The sequence below is a fragment of the Agrobacterium sp. CNPSo 3708 genome, from assembly GCF_028674915.1.
GTDB classification, from domain to species: Bacteria; Pseudomonadota; Alphaproteobacteria; order Rhizobiales; family Rhizobiaceae; genus Agrobacterium; species Agrobacterium cavarae.
The window spans coordinates 89,752-105,759 of record NZ_JAQZSF010000003.1; the positions used below are offsets into that span (position 1 = coordinate 89,752).

Consider the following 16,008-nt stretch of genomic DNA (forward strand, 5'->3'; position numbering starts at 1 on the left):
GTCGTTATCGCCAGACCGCTGCACCCTCTTGCGCGGCAGGCTTCAGTATTTCGGAATGGACGATGGCTTTCGGTCGAACGTTTCCGTCGTGCCGTCCGGCCTGTACAACGTCCAGGAGCCACTGAGATTTTGCGAGAGCCTGCCCTCACTTTTGCCGTCGCGGCTAACGGCATATCCGCCTCCAAGGTTCTGCTGGAGTTCGTAGGTGCTTCCATCTTTCTTGAAGCATCGCGAGGCGTTCATCCCGCACTCGGCGAAGGCGCTGTTTGCTGCAAGCAGCATGATGGAAGATAGGATAAGTCGCTTCATGAGTTTGATCCTTTCGCTATTTGCGTTCAGTTGGAAGTGACGTCGATTAGAACTGTTCTGGACGATGACCGCAGGATTCGCCCGGGTGATGAATCCATCCGGACAGGCAGACGGCGGAGATCGATGCGCTCATCTCCCGGCCGAGATGGAGCACGGCGCCTTCGTCCCTTTGGGTGGCAAACGTTTCGCCGTGATACTGGCAGCGATGCGTGCGAATATGAAATCTCACCGTATGCGTGAACTGGCGTTACTGCCTTCGCATCGCGCATAGTCTGCCGCGTCGCTGGCAAAGTCCTTCGCCGCATCGGCGGCATCGGCGGCGTCCTCTGCATATTCCGTCAGGGCGCGAATATAGGTCGCGACGTCGTTCTTGTAGGAGCGCATGTCATACTCCGAGCAATTGGAATAAAGCACGCAGGAGGGCTGTGAAATTTTGGAGGGCGCCCTGGGAATGCGGACATCGCTGGAAGGCTCGGAGCAGCCCAGTGCCAGTGTTGGAGAGATCATGAAAAGAGTACAAAGAAACGAAACGCGTCGCATGCTGGAAACCTCCGTTTGCATGGCTGATGAAAATTCCTGTCAGGGTTAAGGCGTCGCGCGGAACCGTGCGGTCTCTTGTCTGTCCATCGCGCCGACCTCACTGTCTTTTTGCCCATTTGTCCTTTATGGTCGCGGGCTAAATGCCGCTGCGGAAAGACGACCCCGCGTTGCTTCGTGCCATGTGCAGGTCTCCATGTGTTCGACCCGTCTGCCCCTGAGATTCTCTCTCAATCTCTTCATTCGATGTGTCCTTCGTGGGTGGCGGTTACGACCGCTGTTGACCGAGTGGCTGCGATCGATGAGTAGGGACTTGCCTTTGCCTCAGTGGCCACTATCCGATTGGCGGCTGGCATTCTCCCCGGCATCGATCTGCGCGGATAGGCAAGACGATCGTCGAGAGGCGATCTGCATCTTTCAAAGCAGCATTCGTGCTCAATCGCGCGATACATGCCCGAAGACGAAATGGTTGCCGTTTCCGTTGCCGCATCGGCTGCATCGCAACTTCCGTTCCAGCGGCATCAACTGCTGCGACTTGCCAAACCGTCGCTGTAATTCCCATCGCTCCAGCATGCTCACCTCTCCGCATTGTCCGCTGACCGAATACCATTGCGGCAGGTCGGCAAATGTAACCTCGTTGGCCTTTTGTCCTGCTATCTCGTCGCCCGCGCCCACCAGATCGATACCGCGACGGTGGCGCATGTCACTCCCGCTCGCCGTTCGGTATCCACCCGCGCGTAAATCCTCGTCCCATCGCGGCGACGGCGACCGAAAGCTGTTGTTGAAGATGCTCGATCTCATCCAGCAGCGTTTCTACCGCCGCCTTCGCATCCCCGTCGTGGCATTGGATGACATATGCCGCAACATCCACGACCTGTTCGTTGATTTCGGCACACACGTTCCCGATCTCCTGTTTCAGAGCCACCTGCTCGTTGATGTGAAAGATGATTGATCCCTGTCCGGTCAGTCAGGCATCAAGTCGGTTATCTCGCCATGAGAGACCAGGAGACGGGGATCGGCCATATCGCCGCTCTCCTCATCCACGGTGACGGCATAGGCAGCAACGCCAATATGGCGAGACGCCATTGCACCGGCAATCTTCTCGGCAGAGGCTGCGTTGGAAGCCTGCCGAATATCCCCCGGCACAATACCGCCGCGCCCCTTCTTGAACTGCACCACGATGATCTTCTCAGTTCCGGACATCTCTCGGCCTCTCATTTGTTCTATAAATGTTCTCATTTTTTGGAAGAGTCAAGACAGTGTTTTGGCGTGGTTTCGCAGCGTCGTACGGCAACCAAGCCAATAGCTGCGGATGGCAGGACGCCCATCGCTGTGACCAGTCAGAATAAATGCTCTTGTCCGACCTGAGAGATACGTGACGTTTTGTACCGGAGACATGGGTAACACTTTTCGCTTTGCGGGAGGTGTTGATGCCGTTGAGAGAGACTTCGGTTATGGAAGAACGTCTACGCTTTGTCGCCTGATTACTGGAGGGTGAAGGGATAAGCGAGGTGTGCCGGGACTTCGGCATATCACGCAAGACCGGCTACAAGATATTCAATCGCTACAACGATGACGGGCTTGAAGCTCTGACGGACAAATCCCGGCGTCCGGTTCGCTACGCCAACCAACTCCCGATCCCGTCGAGGCAGGGATCGTGAGCCTCAAAAAAGGAGAAGCCGCATTGGGGGCACCACACTATCGCAAGCCGTCAATGCACACGATCTGCGGCGCGCCGACTTCAAACGCGACTCACCTCTATAGAAGTGAATGGGTTCTCCCACTTGTTCGCCACTATAAAGTTGGTTTGGGTTACCGAAAAGCGCGAGTTGGTTTTGCGGCTGCCACCCTAAACGAGGATTGATTCTTCCGGGTCTTGATCACGAATCTGCTGCCTAGGATCGTGTCTAATTAGCGAAGCAAAACAATGGTGCAAATGATCTATTGGATTCGCTTGCTGGGAGGGTGTCTGGATCTAGCTTCGACAGGCGTTCCGAGACATTAGGGCTTAGTATATTGCGGTCATCAAAGATTTTCCGACTAATTTATGCTGAAATGATTAGTTGCATATATGTTCTGGTACACTCTTGCAGAGTCAGGCTGTTGCGATAAGCTCCCGTCGGCTGGAGATATCATGGTAAAGCAATCTAATCCTGCAGGCGTCGCTAGAGCGGCGGAAGATGCGAACGACGTAGTGGAGGAGGTCTCGGCGTCCTCCACTGACAAAAGCAAGCAAAGAGAGATCAAGGGTGGCATTCCCTATACCCCTTCTCCTGGCGTGTTCAAACGCGCCCTAGAAGGGATGATAGCTGCGGAGCGACCTGACAAATTTAGTCCTGACTTCATGGAGACTATCCTTCACTTGACTGGTGGCGGTGCCAGAGCGGTGCCCCCAATGTTGAAGAAAATGCAGTTTCTCAGTCCTGATGGTTCGCCCACAACTTTGTACTCGAAGTTCAAGACAGATGGCGGTCGGAGCCAAGCGGCTTACGAGGGATTACGGAATGCTTTCGGCGAACTCTTCAAGCGGAAAGAATTTGTGCATCGCGCCGACGAGAACGCCGTAAAGGATGTTCTGGTCGAAATTACAGGGCTGAAAAAAACCGACTCCATCATCCGCCTTATGTACGCGTCCTTCGAAGCCGTTCGCGCATTCATTACGAGCGACGTCGTGAAGGAGTCGGATGCAGTTGGCGAGACCGATGTCAGCAATGCTTCTGAAAAGATTCCTCAAGATCGGCCGGTCAGCGTTGTGAAGCTTGGGCTGTCATATCAGATAAACATCGTTCTGCCAGAAACTGAAAACATTGCGGTCTTCAATGCGATCTTCAAAAGCCTGCGGGAAAATCTCCTCAGATGAGTCAGGAAGATCACATCGAACTGTTTATCCTTAAGAATGCGGTGATAACTCGCGATCTTCGGACCGCTTTCAACGTTAATGGGATCGGCAATAAGAGAGGTGCGCTTGAAGCCCAGGCCGACTCCCTCGTTGCCGAATATTTGAGGCAGGTAGACTTTGCAACGCTCGCTGCCGCCGAACGGATGAGCGAGTTCTACAAGCTGTTCTATGCGCTCGAAAATGACATCAGAGAGCTGATAGAGGCGACGATGCTCGAGAGCAGTGGAAACGACTGGTGGAAAACGTGCGTCCCACAGGTCGTCAGAGAGAACGTTCAAAAGAACTACGATCGCGAGGCTGCTGAAGGGCTGCCTCCTCGTTCTGACCGCCTTATTGACTATACGACCTTCGGCGAACTCGGTGAAATTGTGAAGGATAACTGGGACATCTTTTCAGGGATGTTCTCCAATGCTACGCGAAATAGAGTTCTTCGCGTTCTCAACCGTCTGAATCTCGTCCGAGGGCCCATCGCCCATTGCAATTTCTTGCAGGAGGAAGAGGCGATCAGGCTAAAGCTGGCGATACGCGATTGGTATAAGCTCATGGAATAGAAATCAGCCTAAGGCAGATGAGCTAGCAATATTTTTGACACTCGTCGCGTGGAATTGATTGTAATGCTTCACGAGCAGGCAGACTGTCCGGGACTGCTGGATGTGTGAAGATCCCCGTTTGCGCTGTCATAGTCTATGCTATGTCGTAATCAAGTGCCATCTATGTTGCGACGTAGTCGTTAAAAAATGGCGCACCCGACAGGATTCGAACCTGTGACCTTTGGAATCGGAATCCAACACTCTATCCAGCTGAGCTACGGGTGCACTCGTGACGCGTTTTTGAGTCGCGTTTGGATATGCCGGGTTTCTTAAACTAGCTTTCCTGTCTCTTCAATCCGTAAAATGTCGCCGGCGACAATGATATTGCCGATGAATCGGTATGGTTAAAAATCATCTATTACTTCTTGCACGCTTTGCTTGTGTCTAATTCTTACGGGCTGGAATTTGTACTTCATCTTTCGCCGGTTGCATGATGAGTGGCTAGTTAACGAGAACGTGCATGACGATTATTCGCGCTCGAGTTTGAGAAGAGCGAGATTAGTGGTTTGTTTACAATATATTGGTTGTAAGAACCAATATTTATGTGATGCTAATAGTAGGAAATGCTTATCGTTTCCGCCATGGAAGATTTCATCCGTACGAGCCCTAGACCTATGGATTAATTACTATTAAACATTGTTCTAATAAACATATGCCGCTAATGACCTCTCAAGCGGATGAATCACAGGAGGCCGGGATGACTTTGAATATGGCTTTTGAGCAAGGTCGCGCGAAGGGTAAATACTCGGAAGCCGATGAGCCGTCGCTTGGGCATTCCAAGCTCTCGAAGCTCGATGTCGATTACTCCATTCTTTCCGAGGCTGTACTTTACAGGCTCCGGAGGGCGCAACTCGCGGTGGTGGGGGACTTCAACGAGAGCCTTCTTGCCTACGGTCTTCGTCCGGCTGATTTCTCCGTGCTGATCGTTGTGGCGAACAATACCGATCTGAAGCAGAGCGATGTTGCAGAGGCGCTTGGAATTCAGCGCGCCAACTTCGTGGCGATCATCGATGGTCTGGAAAACAAGGGGCTGCTCGCCCGCCGCAGATCGGCGACCGACCGCCGTGTGCATTATCTGGAGATGACGGAAGAGGGCAAAGCCACGCTCGACGAAATCCTGCAGATCTGGAAAGCCCATGAGGACAAGCTCGTCGGCAGACTGGGAGGCGAGAAGGCTCGCGATCAACTTGTCGGGCTGTTGCGCAAGATCGAGGATTGATCCCTAGAGATAATGCTCGGCGTTATCCATTGAACACTTGAAGGCGGTGCAGCTTTGCGCCGCTTTTTTGTTGACGGGTTAGGGGTGGCGCGTCTGCGATGAGCGGACTGACCCATCATGGTGTTCGCCGTTGCAGCACGATCCTAGGACGAGACCTCTTGCTGCGCCATTCCCTTCATTGTGCGGTGGCTCTGGGGCAAGAGGTAGCGGTTTCCTCATCCGTATTGTGCTGTCGCTCGCCAGTCCACACGCAGAGCCGCTTAGGGCAAGTTCTCTCAGATCAAGGACAATGGTCTGGCTGTTTCTCCAATACCGCCGGATGGGTGTGCCTGTCATCTGGCTGGATCCTGACGCTGGGAGCGAGGCTCTTGCCATGGGTCAAGCGTGTCGGCCTTCTCTAAACGCCGGCATATCCTGCCCAGGCCAGCGCAGTAGAGTGGCTTCGGTCGATCACAATCCGGTTGGATAGGCGATTCTCGCGCCTCTCTTTGGCCTGCGGTCTTGCATTGTTGCGTTTCTGAGGGGATATGCTCGGCAAAATGCTTGAAGCGCCGTGCGTCCTGTTTGACGCCCAAAGGATGCTTTACCTTTTTGAACCGACACATCGTGCTTTTCCGAAAATCGATTTTGATTTTCGGGCCGATGCAGTAAAGCCGGATGCTTGCGTGGATTTCGCATGAGAGGCTGGCGCAAGGGAGAGACCATGCTTTTGATCGATACGAACCACCCGATGTATCGCCCGCTCTGGGTGCGGCTGCTGATCGTTGGCGTCTGCGCTGGCTGGGCGGTGTTGGAGTTCGTCAACAACGAGCCCTTCTGGATGACCGTCGTCGGCGGCATCGCGCTTTATGCAGCCTATGTGCTGCTGTTTACCTTCAAGCCGGCCGAGCCGAAGCCGGACGAGCCAGCGGTTCGCTCCGAGCAGGACTGAGGCCTCATGCGCGCTTTACCGGGCGGTTTTCAGGTTCTGCCCATCAGCGGCAAAAGCCGGATGGCCTGATCGATCAGAAGATTGGCGGCCGTCATGCGCAAATGGGCGTTCTCGCGAAAGGCGGCGGGGACTGCGTCGGGGTGATTGAGCCTGGCGAAGGCCCGCCGCTTTTCGCTGAGGCTTTCCAGCGTGTCCCTGTCGTTGATGGCAAGCTCGTGGTTGACATCTTCCAGAGAGGTCTTTTGAAGATAATCCGGCATTGGCGCCGGTTCAGGCTCCTCATCCTTCGGCTCGATATTCGAGGTCGGCATTTCCTCCAGCACATCGAGATAGGCAGAGAGCGGGCGATTGTCCGGCTCTGTGTCGGGTATGCCGGATGTCGCGATGGGGCCGGGGTCGAAGATGACGCGCGGGCTAAAGGGTGTGGCAATTTCCTCCTCAGGTCGATCTTCCGCCTCGCGCTCAAGGCGCGCGACGACAGACTGGAAAACCGACTGGCCGAAAAGCATGACACCCCATCTCTTTGCGACCGCGCGACAGCAAGATGCGTAGATTCAAAAAGTAAAGCGCCCTTTGTGCGTCGAATAGGACGCGCGGTACTTTAGCAGGTCTACAGCGGCGGTCGTTGCTTACCGCAGAGAGAATCACTCTAATATTGCCCGAGCCTTGAGCGTTACGCGGCCTTGCGGCTTTCCTCCAGCACCAGATCATAAAGAAGCTGGGCGCTGGGCGGCAGCACTCGGTCCTTCACCGTCAGCAGGCTGAAGGGTTTGACGCTGAGTTCAAACTCGGTCGGTAGAATGCGGATGTCGCCCATGGGGGAATGCTGGCCGGAGAGAAACTCGGCCATTTCCAGCGCAAGCGGCGCGATTGCGTGGGTGGTGCTGACAATGGCGAGGGTCAGCACGGTGGAGGGTGTGTTGATGATGTTGCGTGGCAGCGAGACGCCCTGGGCAAGGAAGGCATCCTCGATCGTGCGCCTCAGCAGTGTGCCGGGCGGCTGGAACACCCAGTCGTAGTCACAAATATCCTCCAGCCGCGCAGGCGGGGCATTCAGCAGGGGATGATTCTTGCCGACCAGAAGACAGGCGCGCTCGATGCCGATTTCATGGGCATTGAACAGGGCTGGGTCGAGATCGTCCGGAATGCGGCCGATGACGAAATCATGCCGTGCTGCCAGAAGCTCGCGCGCGAGAATATTGCTGGTTTCCACCTGCACGCTGATTTCGATGCCCGGATAGATATCCATTGCTTTACGAAGTGCAGGCACCACCATGCTGATGGCGGGTGCGGTGACAGCACCAATATAGACCGAGCCGCCGCTGCCGGATTTCATCTGTGCGAGCTCCCGGCTTGCCTCGCGCAGCTCCAAAAGGATCTTCTTGGCCCGTCTCGCCAAGGCTTCTCCAAACTTGGTTAAGACAACGCCGCGTGATGCGCGCTGACAGAGCGGGCTCTTCACGATGGCCTCCATCTCCGACAGAACGCGCGAGGCCGCAGGCTGCGTCATGTTGAGGGCTGCTGCCGCAGCGCTTACCTGGCCGTGTTCTTCCACCATCACAAGCATACGTAAATGGGTCATTTTCAGCCCGGCGCGCAACAGGGGGTTGTCTTCGATGATCGAGGGAAACTCACTCAGATTCGTTTCATCGCGTTCCATTTTCGTCACCGTTTATGGCAGGAGAGCTTAGAATAAAAATTTGTATCGATTTAATATATCAAAATTGATATAGGAAAAGAGAGATATTCTATTTGACAGTTATATAGATTCAGAACAGTTTGCACCTCGTGCCGGGGAGGAGCGATGAAAGACGGATTATGCTCAGGGAGCCCGTTCGAGTAAGCTCGATTCTTCACTACCGCGCATGAATTTGACGGCATTCTGTAAGGATACAGAAGCCTAAAAGGGTTCCAAGGGAGAGAGTTCATGAAATCCATCATTTCGTTGTTTGCTGCCTGCGCTATCGGCGCTGCGGCATTTGCGTCGCCCGTCTGGGCGCAGGACAAGGGCACGGTCGGTATCGCCATGCCAACCAAGTCCTCCGCGCGCTGGATCGACGACGGCAACAACATCGTCAAGCAGCTTCAGGACGCCGGCTACACGACCGACCTTCAGTACGCTGACGACGACATTCCGAACCAGCTTTCCCAGATCGAAAACATGGTCACGAAGGGCGTCAAGGTCCTCGTTATCGCTTCGATCGACGGCACGACTTTGTCGGACGTTCTCAAGCAGGCCGGCGAACAGGGCATCAAGGTTATCGCCTATGACCGCCTGATCCGTAACAGCGGCGACGTCAGCTACTACGCAACCTTCGACAACTTCCAGGTTGGCGTTCTGCAGGCAACCTCCATCGTCGACAAGCTTGGCCTGAAGGACGGCAAGGGTCCGTTCAACATCGAGCTCTTCGGCGGTTCGCCGGACGACAACAACGCCTTCTTCTTCTATGACGGCGCAATGTCTGTCCTGAAGCCTTACATCGACAGCGGCAAGCTCGTCGTGAAGTCCGGCCAGATGGGCATGGACAAGGTCGGCACGCTGCGTTGGGATCCGGCAACGGCCCAGGCTCGCATGGACAACCTGCTCTCCGCTTACTACACCGACGCCAAGGTTGACGCCGTTCTGTCTCCTTATGACGGTATCTCCATCGGTATCATCTCCTCGCTCAAGGGCGTAGGTTACGGCACCAAGGACCAGCCGCTGCCGGTCGTTTCCGGTCAGGACGCTGAAGTTCCTTCCGTCAAGTCCATCCTGGCTGGCGAACAGTACTCCACCGTCTTCAAGGACACACGCGAACTTGCCAAGGTTACCGTCAACATGGTCAACGCGCTGATGGAAGGCAAAGAGCCTGAAGTCAACGACACCAAGACCTACGAAAACGGCGTCAAGGTTGTTCCGTCCTACCTGCTGAAGCCGGTTGCCGTGACCAAGGACAATGTTGAAAAGGTTCTGGTTGAAAGCGGTTACTACAAGGCTGACCAGCTGAAGTAATTTCTTCATGATCGTGGCGGGGAGGGACGTGATCGTCGCTCCCCGTTTATCCAAATAAGAACGCCGGATTGTACGGCGCAGGATTGTGATATGGACAACACCATTCTCGAAATGCGCAACATCACCAAGACGTTTCCAGGCGTGAAGGCGCTTGAAAACGTGAACCTCAAGGTTCGCCAAGGTGAGATACATGCGCTCGTCGGCGAGAATGGCGCGGGAAAGTCGACCCTCATGAAGGTCCTCTCCGGCGTTTATCCCGCTGGCACATATGATGGAGAGATCCACTACGAAGGTGAGCTGCGCAATTTCCGCGCCATCAACGACAGTGAAGATATCGGCATCATCATCATTCACCAGGAGCTGGCGCTCGTGCCGCTTCTGTCGATTGCAGAAAACATTTTCCTCGGAAACGAAGTCGCGCAAAACGGCGTCATCAGCTGGCAGCAGACCTTCAATCGCACCCGCGAGTTGCTGAAGAAGGTTGGCCTGAAAGAATCGCCCGAAACACTCATCACCGATATCGGTGTCGGCAAGCAGCAGCTGGTGGAAATCGCCAAGGCGCTGTCGAAGAGCGTGAAGCTTCTGATCCTTGACGAGCCGACGGCTTCGCTCAACGAAAGCGATTCCGAAGCGCTGCTCAACCTCCTGATGGAGTTCCGCACCCAGGGGCTGACCTCGATCATCATCACCCACAAGCTGAACGAAGTGCGCAAGGTGGCCGACCAGATCACCGTGCTTCGCGACGGCATGACGGTGAAGACGCTCGACTGCCACAAGGAAGAGATCAGCGAAGACGTGATCATCCGCAACATGGTGGGTCGCGATCTGGAAGACCGCTATCCGCCGCGTGACGTGCCGATCGGCGAGACGATCCTCGAAGTCAAGAACTGGAACGCCTTTCACCAGCAGCACCGGGACCGTCAGGTCCTGCACGATATCAACATCAATGTCCGCAAGGGCGAGGTTGTCGGTATTGCGGGTCTGATGGGTGCGGGCCGCACCGAATTCGCCATGAGCGTGTTCGGCAAGTCCTATGGCCACAAGATCTCCGGCGAGGTTCTGCTTCACGGCAAGCCGGTGGATGTCAGCACCGTGCGCAAGGCGATTGATGCGGGTCTGGCTTACGTGACCGAAGACCGCAAGCATCTGGGTCTCGTGCTGAACGACAACATTCTGCACAACACCACGCTTGCCAACCTGGCCGGGGTGTCGTCTGGAACCGTCATCAATGACATTCAGGAAATGAAGGTCGCGACGGATTTCCGCAAGCGCTTGCGCATTCGCTCGTCCGGCATCTTCCAGGAAACGGTCAATCTGTCCGGCGGCAACCAGCAAAAGGTCGTGCTGTCCAAGTGGCTGTTCTCCAACCCGGACGTCCTCATTCTGGATGAACCGACGCGCGGTATCGACGTCGGCGCAAAATACGAAATCTACACCATTATCAACCAGCTTGCCGCCGACGGTAAGGGCGTTTTGATGATCTCATCGGAAATGCCCGAGCTGCTTGGCAATTGCGACCGCATCTACGTTATGAACGAAGGACGGATTGTCGCCGAATTGCCGAAGGGAGAGGCGAGCCAGGAAAGTATCATGCGCGCTATTATGCGCTCAGGGGAGAAGAACTGATGAGTTCGACCAACACATCCACCGAAGAGAACAACGTCATCTCGGTCGGCTCGTATATCCGGTCCAATATCCGTGAATACGGCATGCTGATCGCGCTCGTCGCCATCATGCTCTTTTTCCAGTTCTACACAGGCGGCATTCTCTTCCGTCCGGTCAACCTGACCAACCTCGTGTTGCAGAACTCCTTTATCGTCATCATGGCGCTCGGCATGCTGCTCGTCATCGTGGCAGGGCATATCGACCTTTCGGTCGGTTCGATCGTCGCCTTCGTCGGCGCCATAGCCGCCATTTTGACGGTCCAATGGGGTATGAACCCGTTCCTGGCCGCGCTGATCTGCCTCATCGTCGGCGGTGTCATCGGTGCCGCCCAGGGCTACTGGATTGCCTATCACCGCATTCCGTCCTTCATCGTGACCCTGGCGGGCATGCTGGTTTTCCGCGGCCTGACGCTTTTTGTCCTCGGCGGTAAGAACATCGGTCCGTTCCCGTCCGACTTCCAGGTCATCAGCACCGGCTTCCTGCCGGATATTGGCGGCATCGAAGGCATCAACACCACCTCGCTGATCCTGACGATTTTGATTTCAGTCGTCCTTCTGGTTCTGGCTTTCCGTCGCCGTCAGGTGAATCAGAAGCATGGCATCGAGGTCGAGCCTTTCGGCTTCTTCCTGGTGCAGAACGTTCTGATTGCCGCTGCGATCCTCTTCCTCGGCTACAGCCTGTCGACCTATCGCGGCCTGCCGAACGTTCTCATCGTCATGCTGGTGCTGATTGCGATCTACAGCTTCGTCACCCGTCGCACCACGATCGGTCGTCGCATTTATGCGATGGGCGGTAACGAAAAGGCGACGAAGCTTTCGGGCATCAACACCGAACGCTTGAGCTTCCTGACCTTCGTCAACATGGGCGTACTCGCCGGTCTTGCCGGCATGATTATCGCAACGCGCCTGAACTCGGCGACGCCGAAGGCCGGTGTGGGCTTCGAACTGGACGTGATTGCGGCCTGCTTCATCGGCGGCGCATCTGCTTCCGGCGGCGTTGGCAAGATCACCGGTGCGGTCATCGGCGCCTTCATCATGGGCGTAATGAACAACGGTATGTCGATCATCGGTCTCGGCATCGACTTCCAGCAGATGGTCAAGGGCCTCGTGCTTCTGGCCGCCGTGTTCTTCGACGTCTACAACAAGAACAAGGGCTGACCTTAGCGTTCGCCAACAGTTTTGAACGATAGCAAGTGGCCGGTTTCCGGCCACTTCCATGAGGAGGGGGCGTTTGAGGACGCCCAGGAAGGAACAACTATGCTCATTTCTCAAATCAAGGACGCCAGCGGCAAGATCATCGTTGCCGCGCGTGAAGATGGCGGCGAGGCCCGCGCCGTCAACAATGCCGAGTCTGTTTATGCGCTGGCGATGGAAGCTGCCAATGGCGGCAAGTCTCTTGCCGATGTGATTGCTGCCCATGGTTATGGCGAAGCGGTCGATCTGGAGAAAGCCTATTCCGAAGGTCGCTTCCTGCCGCCGATCACGCATCCCGATCCTGCGCATCTGCATCTGACCGGCACGGGCCTGACGCATCTGGGCTCTGCCGCCACGCGCGACAGCATGCACAAGAAGACAAGCGAGGCGTCCGACGACACGCTGACGGACTCGATGAAGATGTTCAAGATGGGTCTGGAGAACGGCAAGCCGAAGGCTGGCGAAAAGGGCGTTCAGCCCGAGTGGTTCTACAAGGGCAACGGCCATGTCTCGGCAGCCCCAGGCGCAGCACTCGTTTCTCCGTCTTTCGCGCTCGATGGCGGCGAAGAGCCGGAAATGGCCGGTATCTATGTGATTTCGGACAAGGGCGAGCCTGTTCGCATCGGCTTTGCCGTTTCCAACGAGTTTTCCGATCACGTGACGGAGCGGATCAACTACCTCTATCTGGCGCATTCCAAGCTGCGTCCGGCAAGCTTCGGCCCGGAAATTCGCGTCGGCGCACCGCCATCCGATATTCGTGGCACGTCCCGTATCCTGCGTGACGGCAAGGTGATTTTCGAAAAGCCTTTCGTTTCCGGTGAGGACAACATGTCCCACACCTTCGCGAACCTTGAATACCACCATTTCAAATACGGCCTGTTCCGCGTTCCTGGCGAAGTGCATGTGCACATGTTCGGCACGGCGACGCTGTCCTTTGCCGATGGCATCAAGACGGAAGCCGGCGACGTCTTCGAGATCGAAGCCGGCGGCTTTGGCCTGCCGCTCCGCAACCCGCTGAAGGTTGCCGAAGAAGAGACGATTACGGTTCGTCAAATCTAACGGGCAGGGCGGTTCTCCTCAAAGGACTGCCGCCCCACAGACATGATGAAAAGGGCTCGGCGCATGGCGTTCGAGCCCTTTTTTTTCTGTCGCAAGGGAATCGCAGATTGAAACGCCGTCCGTCCCTTTGGATGCACTGAGGACGGGCCTCGCTCTTCAAATCTACGCATCGTGCTTTTCCGAAAATCGATCCCGATTTTCGGGCCATGCGGCAAGGCGTTCCTTCAACTCGCCCACAGACCCACTTCCCCGATCTCGACGGAGTTGCCGGCCGGATCGCGGACGTAAACGGAATAGGTGCCGTTGTCCCAACGGAAGTAGAGGTCGATCGCTACACCCTTGGCGACGAAGTGATCGCGCCACGCATCGACCTCTGCCTTGTTTTCTGCCCTGAAACACACGTGCCCGGCCCCTGCGGTGCCATGACGGGGAAGCGGATTGCCGCCTTGTGCGATACGTGAGGTCTCCGGATTGAAGATCAGCAGCATCTGCTCGCCGCAGCGCAGGAAGACGAACTGGTTCTTGAAAGTTTTGACCACCTCGAGCCCGACAACATCACGATAGAAGCGCTCCGCGGCATCAAGATCGGTCGCATAGATCACGGTTTCTAAAATGGCTTTCGGTGGCTGCATGAAAAGCTCCTGTTCGTTGATCTGCCAACTTTACGATAGTCGATCTTATGAACGCGATCGATTGCCAGATGACATGCCTTCACCGTAAGCGATCATGTGCGCGCTCAAGTCTGCGTCGTCGCTTACAAGCGCCTTCGGTGAAGCTTTGGGGTGGAAGGCTGTAAGTCTCGCGGTGCACCGTCAAACGTCCCGGAATGCGTGGTAGAACTACCTACACCCACTCTCACTCTTGAGCTTAAGAATGGGTTCTGGAGGCTGTTTGGTGGATTAAGGGAACGGGCCTCTGGCACCTTAAATATTGATCGAGAGCGACGGGTCATCAATGGGCTCGTGCTATCATTTTGCTGGCATTCTTTGCAGGATGAGTTTCGTCCGCGACGCTGAGCGAGCCCTCTGCTTCGAGACGGAGGCATTTTTCCAGGCGATCCATTTTCCACAATACAAAAGAACAAAGGGAGTATATGGATTTCTTATGGACAATCCCGAGCACCTGTACACCGAACATGAAATCAGCGAGCTGGTATCTGGTGCCGGTCCGTTTGCGGCGGCGATGCGGGCATCGCGGATGCCGATGGTGATCACCGATCCGCGAAAGGCGGATAACCCGATCATCTTTGTCAATGATGCTTTTGCCAGGTTGACGGGCTACCGCCGTGAGGAAACGCTTGGCAAGAACTGCCGGTTTCTTCAGGGGCCGGGTACGAATGCCAACGACGTTCGTCGCCTTAAGCAGGCGATCGCGGAGCGCCGTTCCGTCGAACTGGACCTGCTGAACTACAAGCGGGATGGGTCGATCTTTTGGAACAGGCTGCTGATTTCGCCGGTCTTCGAGGGCGACGAACTGGCGTATTTCTTTGCCACTCAATACGACGTCACACGCGAGCGTGCGGTCAAGGCCATCGAGCATCAGGAAGACTACCAGCTCGAACTGGAGCAGCGCATCGCCGATCTGATTGCCAGCGAAGAGCGTTTGAATTTCACGCTCAAGACAGGCGGTTTGGGAACCTGGGCGCTCGACGTTCCAGCGCAGAAGCTGTCTTGTTCTGCTCTTTGCAAGAAGAACTTTGGCCGCGGCCCGACGGACAGGTTCGATTACGAGGAACTCAAGGCTTCCATCCATCCGGGCGACTTCAACCGCTGGCAGGATGCGGTGATGTCTGCTCTTTCCACCGATGGCAATCTCCAGGTCGAGTATCGTGTCGTCCGACCGGACGGGACTTTAAGCTGGGTAGAAGTTCGGGCAGAAACGAAGTTCAGCGCCGACGGGCAGCCGATCCTGATGAACGGCATCTCGATGGACATCACCGCGCGCAAGACAGTTGAGGCAGAGAAAGCCGTCATTGCGCAAGAGATGGGTCATCGGATCAAGAACATGATGGCGACCGTTCAGTCGATCGTGAACCAGTCGATGCGCGGCGATTTTGACGTGGCGACAATGCGCAACAACATTACCAGCCGCCTCGATGCGCTTGGCCGGTCTCACGATGTGCTGCGGTCCAGGGACTTTCTTTCGGCCAATATCAGGGCAGTCATCGAACGCGCCATCGAGCCTTTCGATGCCGGCGAGCGTTTTGTCATCTCCGGTCCCGACTTTCTCCTGTCCCACCAGGGCAGCAACACGCTGGCGCTTTCGGTGCATGAGCTTGCGACGAATGCGGCCAAATACGGCGCATTGTCTAAAAGCGGCGGCGAGGTTCGCATCGAGTGGCGGATCGAGGGCGAGGACTTCCACTTCAGCTGGGCCGAGAGCGGTGGACCGCCCGTGGTGACGCCCCAGAAATCAGGCTTCGGGACACGTCTGATCAGAATGCTGGGCCTCGGCCTGAGTGGCAAAGCCTCGATCGACTACAACGAAACAGGCGTCGTCTTCACGGCATCGACGAGCCTCGCATCGCTTTCCGAAATCTGATCCACAGATCGAGGTTCACCGGGCCAAAGCCAATTAGTTCTGGCGAGGAAGCGTTGATCGATGCGATCGTCGC

General features: G+C 55.8%; 17 protein-coding genes, 1 tRNA gene and 1 pseudogene. 10 read left to right on the top strand and 9 right to left on the bottom strand.

All coding sequences use genetic code 11. From position 1 onward, the window contains the following. Positions 1–42: 42 nt before the first annotated feature. The 5 genes from PVA19_RS07945 to PVA19_RS07965 form a co-directional block, all read right to left on the bottom strand. On the bottom strand, positions 43–309 hold the full coding sequence (locus tag PVA19_RS07945; protein WP_113261624.1) for a hypothetical protein: 267 nt from the start codon (positions 307–309) through the stop codon (positions 43–45). A 225-nt stretch (positions 310–534) separates the two neighbouring features. Beyond that, on the bottom strand, positions 535–693 hold the full coding sequence (locus PVA19_RS07950) for a hypothetical protein (RefSeq protein ID WP_162741055.1): 159 nt from the start codon (positions 691–693) through the stop codon (positions 535–537). A gap of 588 nt (positions 694–1,281) precedes the next feature. Continuing rightward, positions 1,282–1,548, bottom strand: a complete 267-nt coding sequence (locus tag PVA19_RS07955; protein WP_274101918.1) for a hypothetical protein — start codon at positions 1,546–1,548, stop codon at positions 1,282–1,284. Between the two features lies 1 nt (position 1,549). Then, entirely contained in the window at positions 1,550–1,744 is a 195-nt protein-coding gene (locus PVA19_RS07960) for a hypothetical protein (protein WP_207773694.1), read from the bottom strand. Between the two features lie 65 nt (positions 1,745–1,809). Next, positions 1,810–2,049: a hypothetical protein gene (locus PVA19_RS07965; protein WP_274101919.1), complete on the bottom strand. Its 240-nt coding sequence runs from the start codon at positions 2,047–2,049 to the stop codon at positions 1,810–1,812. Between the two features lie 284 nt (positions 2,050–2,333). Here PVA19_RS07965 and PVA19_RS07970 point away from each other — a divergent pair. From PVA19_RS07970 to PVA19_RS07980, 3 genes and pseudogenes are all read left to right on the top strand, one after another. Then, positions 2,334–2,549 (top strand): annotated as a pseudogene (locus tag PVA19_RS07970) (helix-turn-helix domain-containing protein); the annotation flags it as partial. A gap of 431 nt (positions 2,550–2,980) precedes the next feature. Beyond that, positions 2,981–3,706, top strand: a complete 726-nt coding sequence (locus PVA19_RS07975) for a DUF5343 domain-containing protein (RefSeq protein ID WP_274101920.1) — start codon at positions 2,981–2,983, stop codon at positions 3,704–3,706. Beyond that, positions 3,703–4,296, top strand: coding sequence for a Swt1 family HEPN domain-containing protein (locus PVA19_RS07980; protein WP_274101921.1), 594 nt, complete (start codon positions 3,703–3,705; stop codon positions 4,294–4,296). The genes PVA19_RS07975 and PVA19_RS07980 overlap by 4 nt, the downstream gene beginning before the upstream one ends. A 187-nt stretch (positions 4,297–4,483) precedes the next feature. Here PVA19_RS07980 and PVA19_RS07985 read toward each other — a convergent pair. Continuing rightward, a tRNA-Arg gene (locus tag PVA19_RS07985) sits at positions 4,484–4,560 on the bottom strand. Between the two features lie 472 nt (positions 4,561–5,032). Here PVA19_RS07985 and PVA19_RS07990 point away from each other — a divergent pair. Continuing rightward, positions 5,033–5,554: a MarR family winged helix-turn-helix transcriptional regulator gene (locus PVA19_RS07990; RefSeq protein WP_207773695.1), complete on the top strand. Its 522-nt coding sequence runs from the start codon at positions 5,033–5,035 to the stop codon at positions 5,552–5,554. Between the two features lie 703 nt (positions 5,555–6,257). Further along, positions 6,258–6,485 carry a hypothetical protein gene (locus PVA19_RS07995; protein ID WP_112521083.1) on the top strand — a complete coding sequence of 76 codons (228 nt, stop codon included), beginning with the start codon at positions 6,258–6,260 and terminating at the stop codon, positions 6,483–6,485. Between the two features lie 29 nt (positions 6,486–6,514). Here PVA19_RS07995 and PVA19_RS08000 read toward each other — a convergent pair whose 3' ends face one another. Then, positions 6,515–6,994 (bottom strand): hypothetical protein, encoded by a 480-nt coding sequence (locus tag PVA19_RS08000; RefSeq protein WP_274101923.1) that lies wholly within the window; start codon positions 6,992–6,994, stop codon positions 6,515–6,517. Between the two features lie 164 nt (positions 6,995–7,158). Beyond that, the gene (locus PVA19_RS08005; protein ID WP_062426277.1) at positions 7,159–8,145 is read right to left on the bottom strand and encodes a LysR family transcriptional regulator; all 987 of its coding nucleotides are present in this window, start codon (positions 8,143–8,145) and stop codon (positions 7,159–7,161) included. A 267-nt stretch (positions 8,146–8,412) separates the two neighbouring features. Here PVA19_RS08005 and chvE point away from each other — a divergent pair, with 267 nt between their 5' ends. The 4 genes from chvE (at position 8,413) to araD1 (ending at position 13,394) form a co-directional block, all read left to right on the top strand. Continuing rightward, positions 8,413–9,477, top strand: a complete 1,065-nt coding sequence (gene chvE, locus PVA19_RS08010) for a sugar ABC transporter substrate-binding protein ChvE (protein ID WP_062426278.1) — start codon at positions 8,413–8,415, stop codon at positions 9,475–9,477. A gap of 90 nt (positions 9,478–9,567) precedes the next feature. Then, a complete protein-coding gene (gene gguA, locus PVA19_RS08015) occupies positions 9,568–11,103 on the top strand; it encodes a sugar ABC transporter ATP-binding protein GguA (RefSeq protein WP_062426279.1) in 1,536 nt (511 codons plus the stop codon). Then, entirely contained in the window at positions 11,103–12,299 is a 1,197-nt protein-coding gene (gene mmsB / locus PVA19_RS08020) for a multiple monosaccharide ABC transporter permease (protein WP_062426280.1), read from the top strand. The genes gguA and mmsB overlap by 1 nt, the downstream gene beginning before the upstream one ends. 99 nt (positions 12,300–12,398) lie before the next feature. Further along, entirely contained in the window at positions 12,399–13,394 is a 996-nt protein-coding gene (gene araD1, locus PVA19_RS08025; protein ID WP_062426281.1) for an AraD1 family protein, read from the top strand. A gap of 224 nt (positions 13,395–13,618) precedes the next feature. On the opposite strand, the gene PVA19_RS08030 is transcribed toward araD1, so the two are convergent. Next, complete coding sequence (locus tag PVA19_RS08030) at positions 13,619–14,026, bottom strand: VOC family protein (protein ID WP_274101926.1); 408 nt, start codon at positions 14,024–14,026, stop codon at positions 13,619–13,621. Positions 14,027–14,498: 472 nt separating this feature from the next. Between PVA19_RS08030 and PVA19_RS08035 the strand changes: the two genes are divergently transcribed. Then, on the top strand, positions 14,499–15,935 hold the full coding sequence (locus tag PVA19_RS08035; protein ID WP_274101927.1) for a PAS domain-containing protein: 1,437 nt from the start codon (positions 14,499–14,501) through the stop codon (positions 15,933–15,935). Positions 15,936–16,008: the final 73 nt, after the last annotated feature.

Excerpts from the sequence above, each read along its gene's own strand:
- PVA19_RS07945 (WP_113261624.1), bottom strand. The coding sequence starts at position 309 with ATGAAGCGACTTATCCTATCTTCCATCATGCTGCTTGCAGCAAACAGC.
- PVA19_RS07950 (WP_162741055.1), bottom strand. The coding sequence starts at position 693 with ATGCGCTCCTACAAGAACGACGTCGCGACCTATATTCGCGCCCTGACG.
- PVA19_RS07955 (WP_274101918.1), bottom strand. The coding sequence starts at position 1,548 with ATGCGCCACCGTCGCGGTATCGATCTGGTGGGCGCGGGCGACGAGATA.
- PVA19_RS07965 (WP_274101919.1), bottom strand. The coding sequence starts at position 2,049 with ATGTCCGGAACTGAGAAGATCATCGTGGTGCAGTTCAAGAAGGGGCGC.
- PVA19_RS07975 (WP_274101920.1), top strand. The coding sequence starts at position 2,981 with ATGGTAAAGCAATCTAATCCTGCAGGCGTCGCTAGAGCGGCGGAAGAT.
- PVA19_RS07980 (WP_274101921.1), top strand. The coding sequence starts at position 3,703 with ATGAGTCAGGAAGATCACATCGAACTGTTTATCCTTAAGAATGCGGTG.
- PVA19_RS07990 (WP_207773695.1), top strand. The coding sequence starts at position 5,033 with ATGACTTTGAATATGGCTTTTGAGCAAGGTCGCGCGAAGGGTAAATAC.
- PVA19_RS07995 (WP_112521083.1), top strand. The coding sequence starts at position 6,258 with ATGCTTTTGATCGATACGAACCACCCGATGTATCGCCCGCTCTGGGTG.
- PVA19_RS08000 (WP_274101923.1), bottom strand. The coding sequence starts at position 6,994 with ATGCTTTTCGGCCAGTCGGTTTTCCAGTCTGTCGTCGCGCGCCTTGAG.
- PVA19_RS08005 (WP_062426277.1), bottom strand. The coding sequence starts at position 8,145 with ATGGAACGCGATGAAACGAATCTGAGTGAGTTTCCCTCGATCATCGAA.
- chvE (WP_062426278.1), top strand. The coding sequence starts at position 8,413 with ATGAAATCCATCATTTCGTTGTTTGCTGCCTGCGCTATCGGCGCTGCG.
- gguA (WP_062426279.1), top strand. The coding sequence starts at position 9,568 with ATGGACAACACCATTCTCGAAATGCGCAACATCACCAAGACGTTTCCA.
- mmsB (WP_062426280.1), top strand. The coding sequence starts at position 11,103 with ATGAGTTCGACCAACACATCCACCGAAGAGAACAACGTCATCTCGGTC.
- araD1 (WP_062426281.1), top strand. The coding sequence starts at position 12,399 with ATGCTCATTTCTCAAATCAAGGACGCCAGCGGCAAGATCATCGTTGCC.
- PVA19_RS08030 (WP_274101926.1), bottom strand. The coding sequence starts at position 14,026 with ATGCAGCCACCGAAAGCCATTTTAGAAACCGTGATCTATGCGACCGAT.
- PVA19_RS08035 (WP_274101927.1), top strand. The coding sequence starts at position 14,499 with ATGGACAATCCCGAGCACCTGTACACCGAACATGAAATCAGCGAGCTG.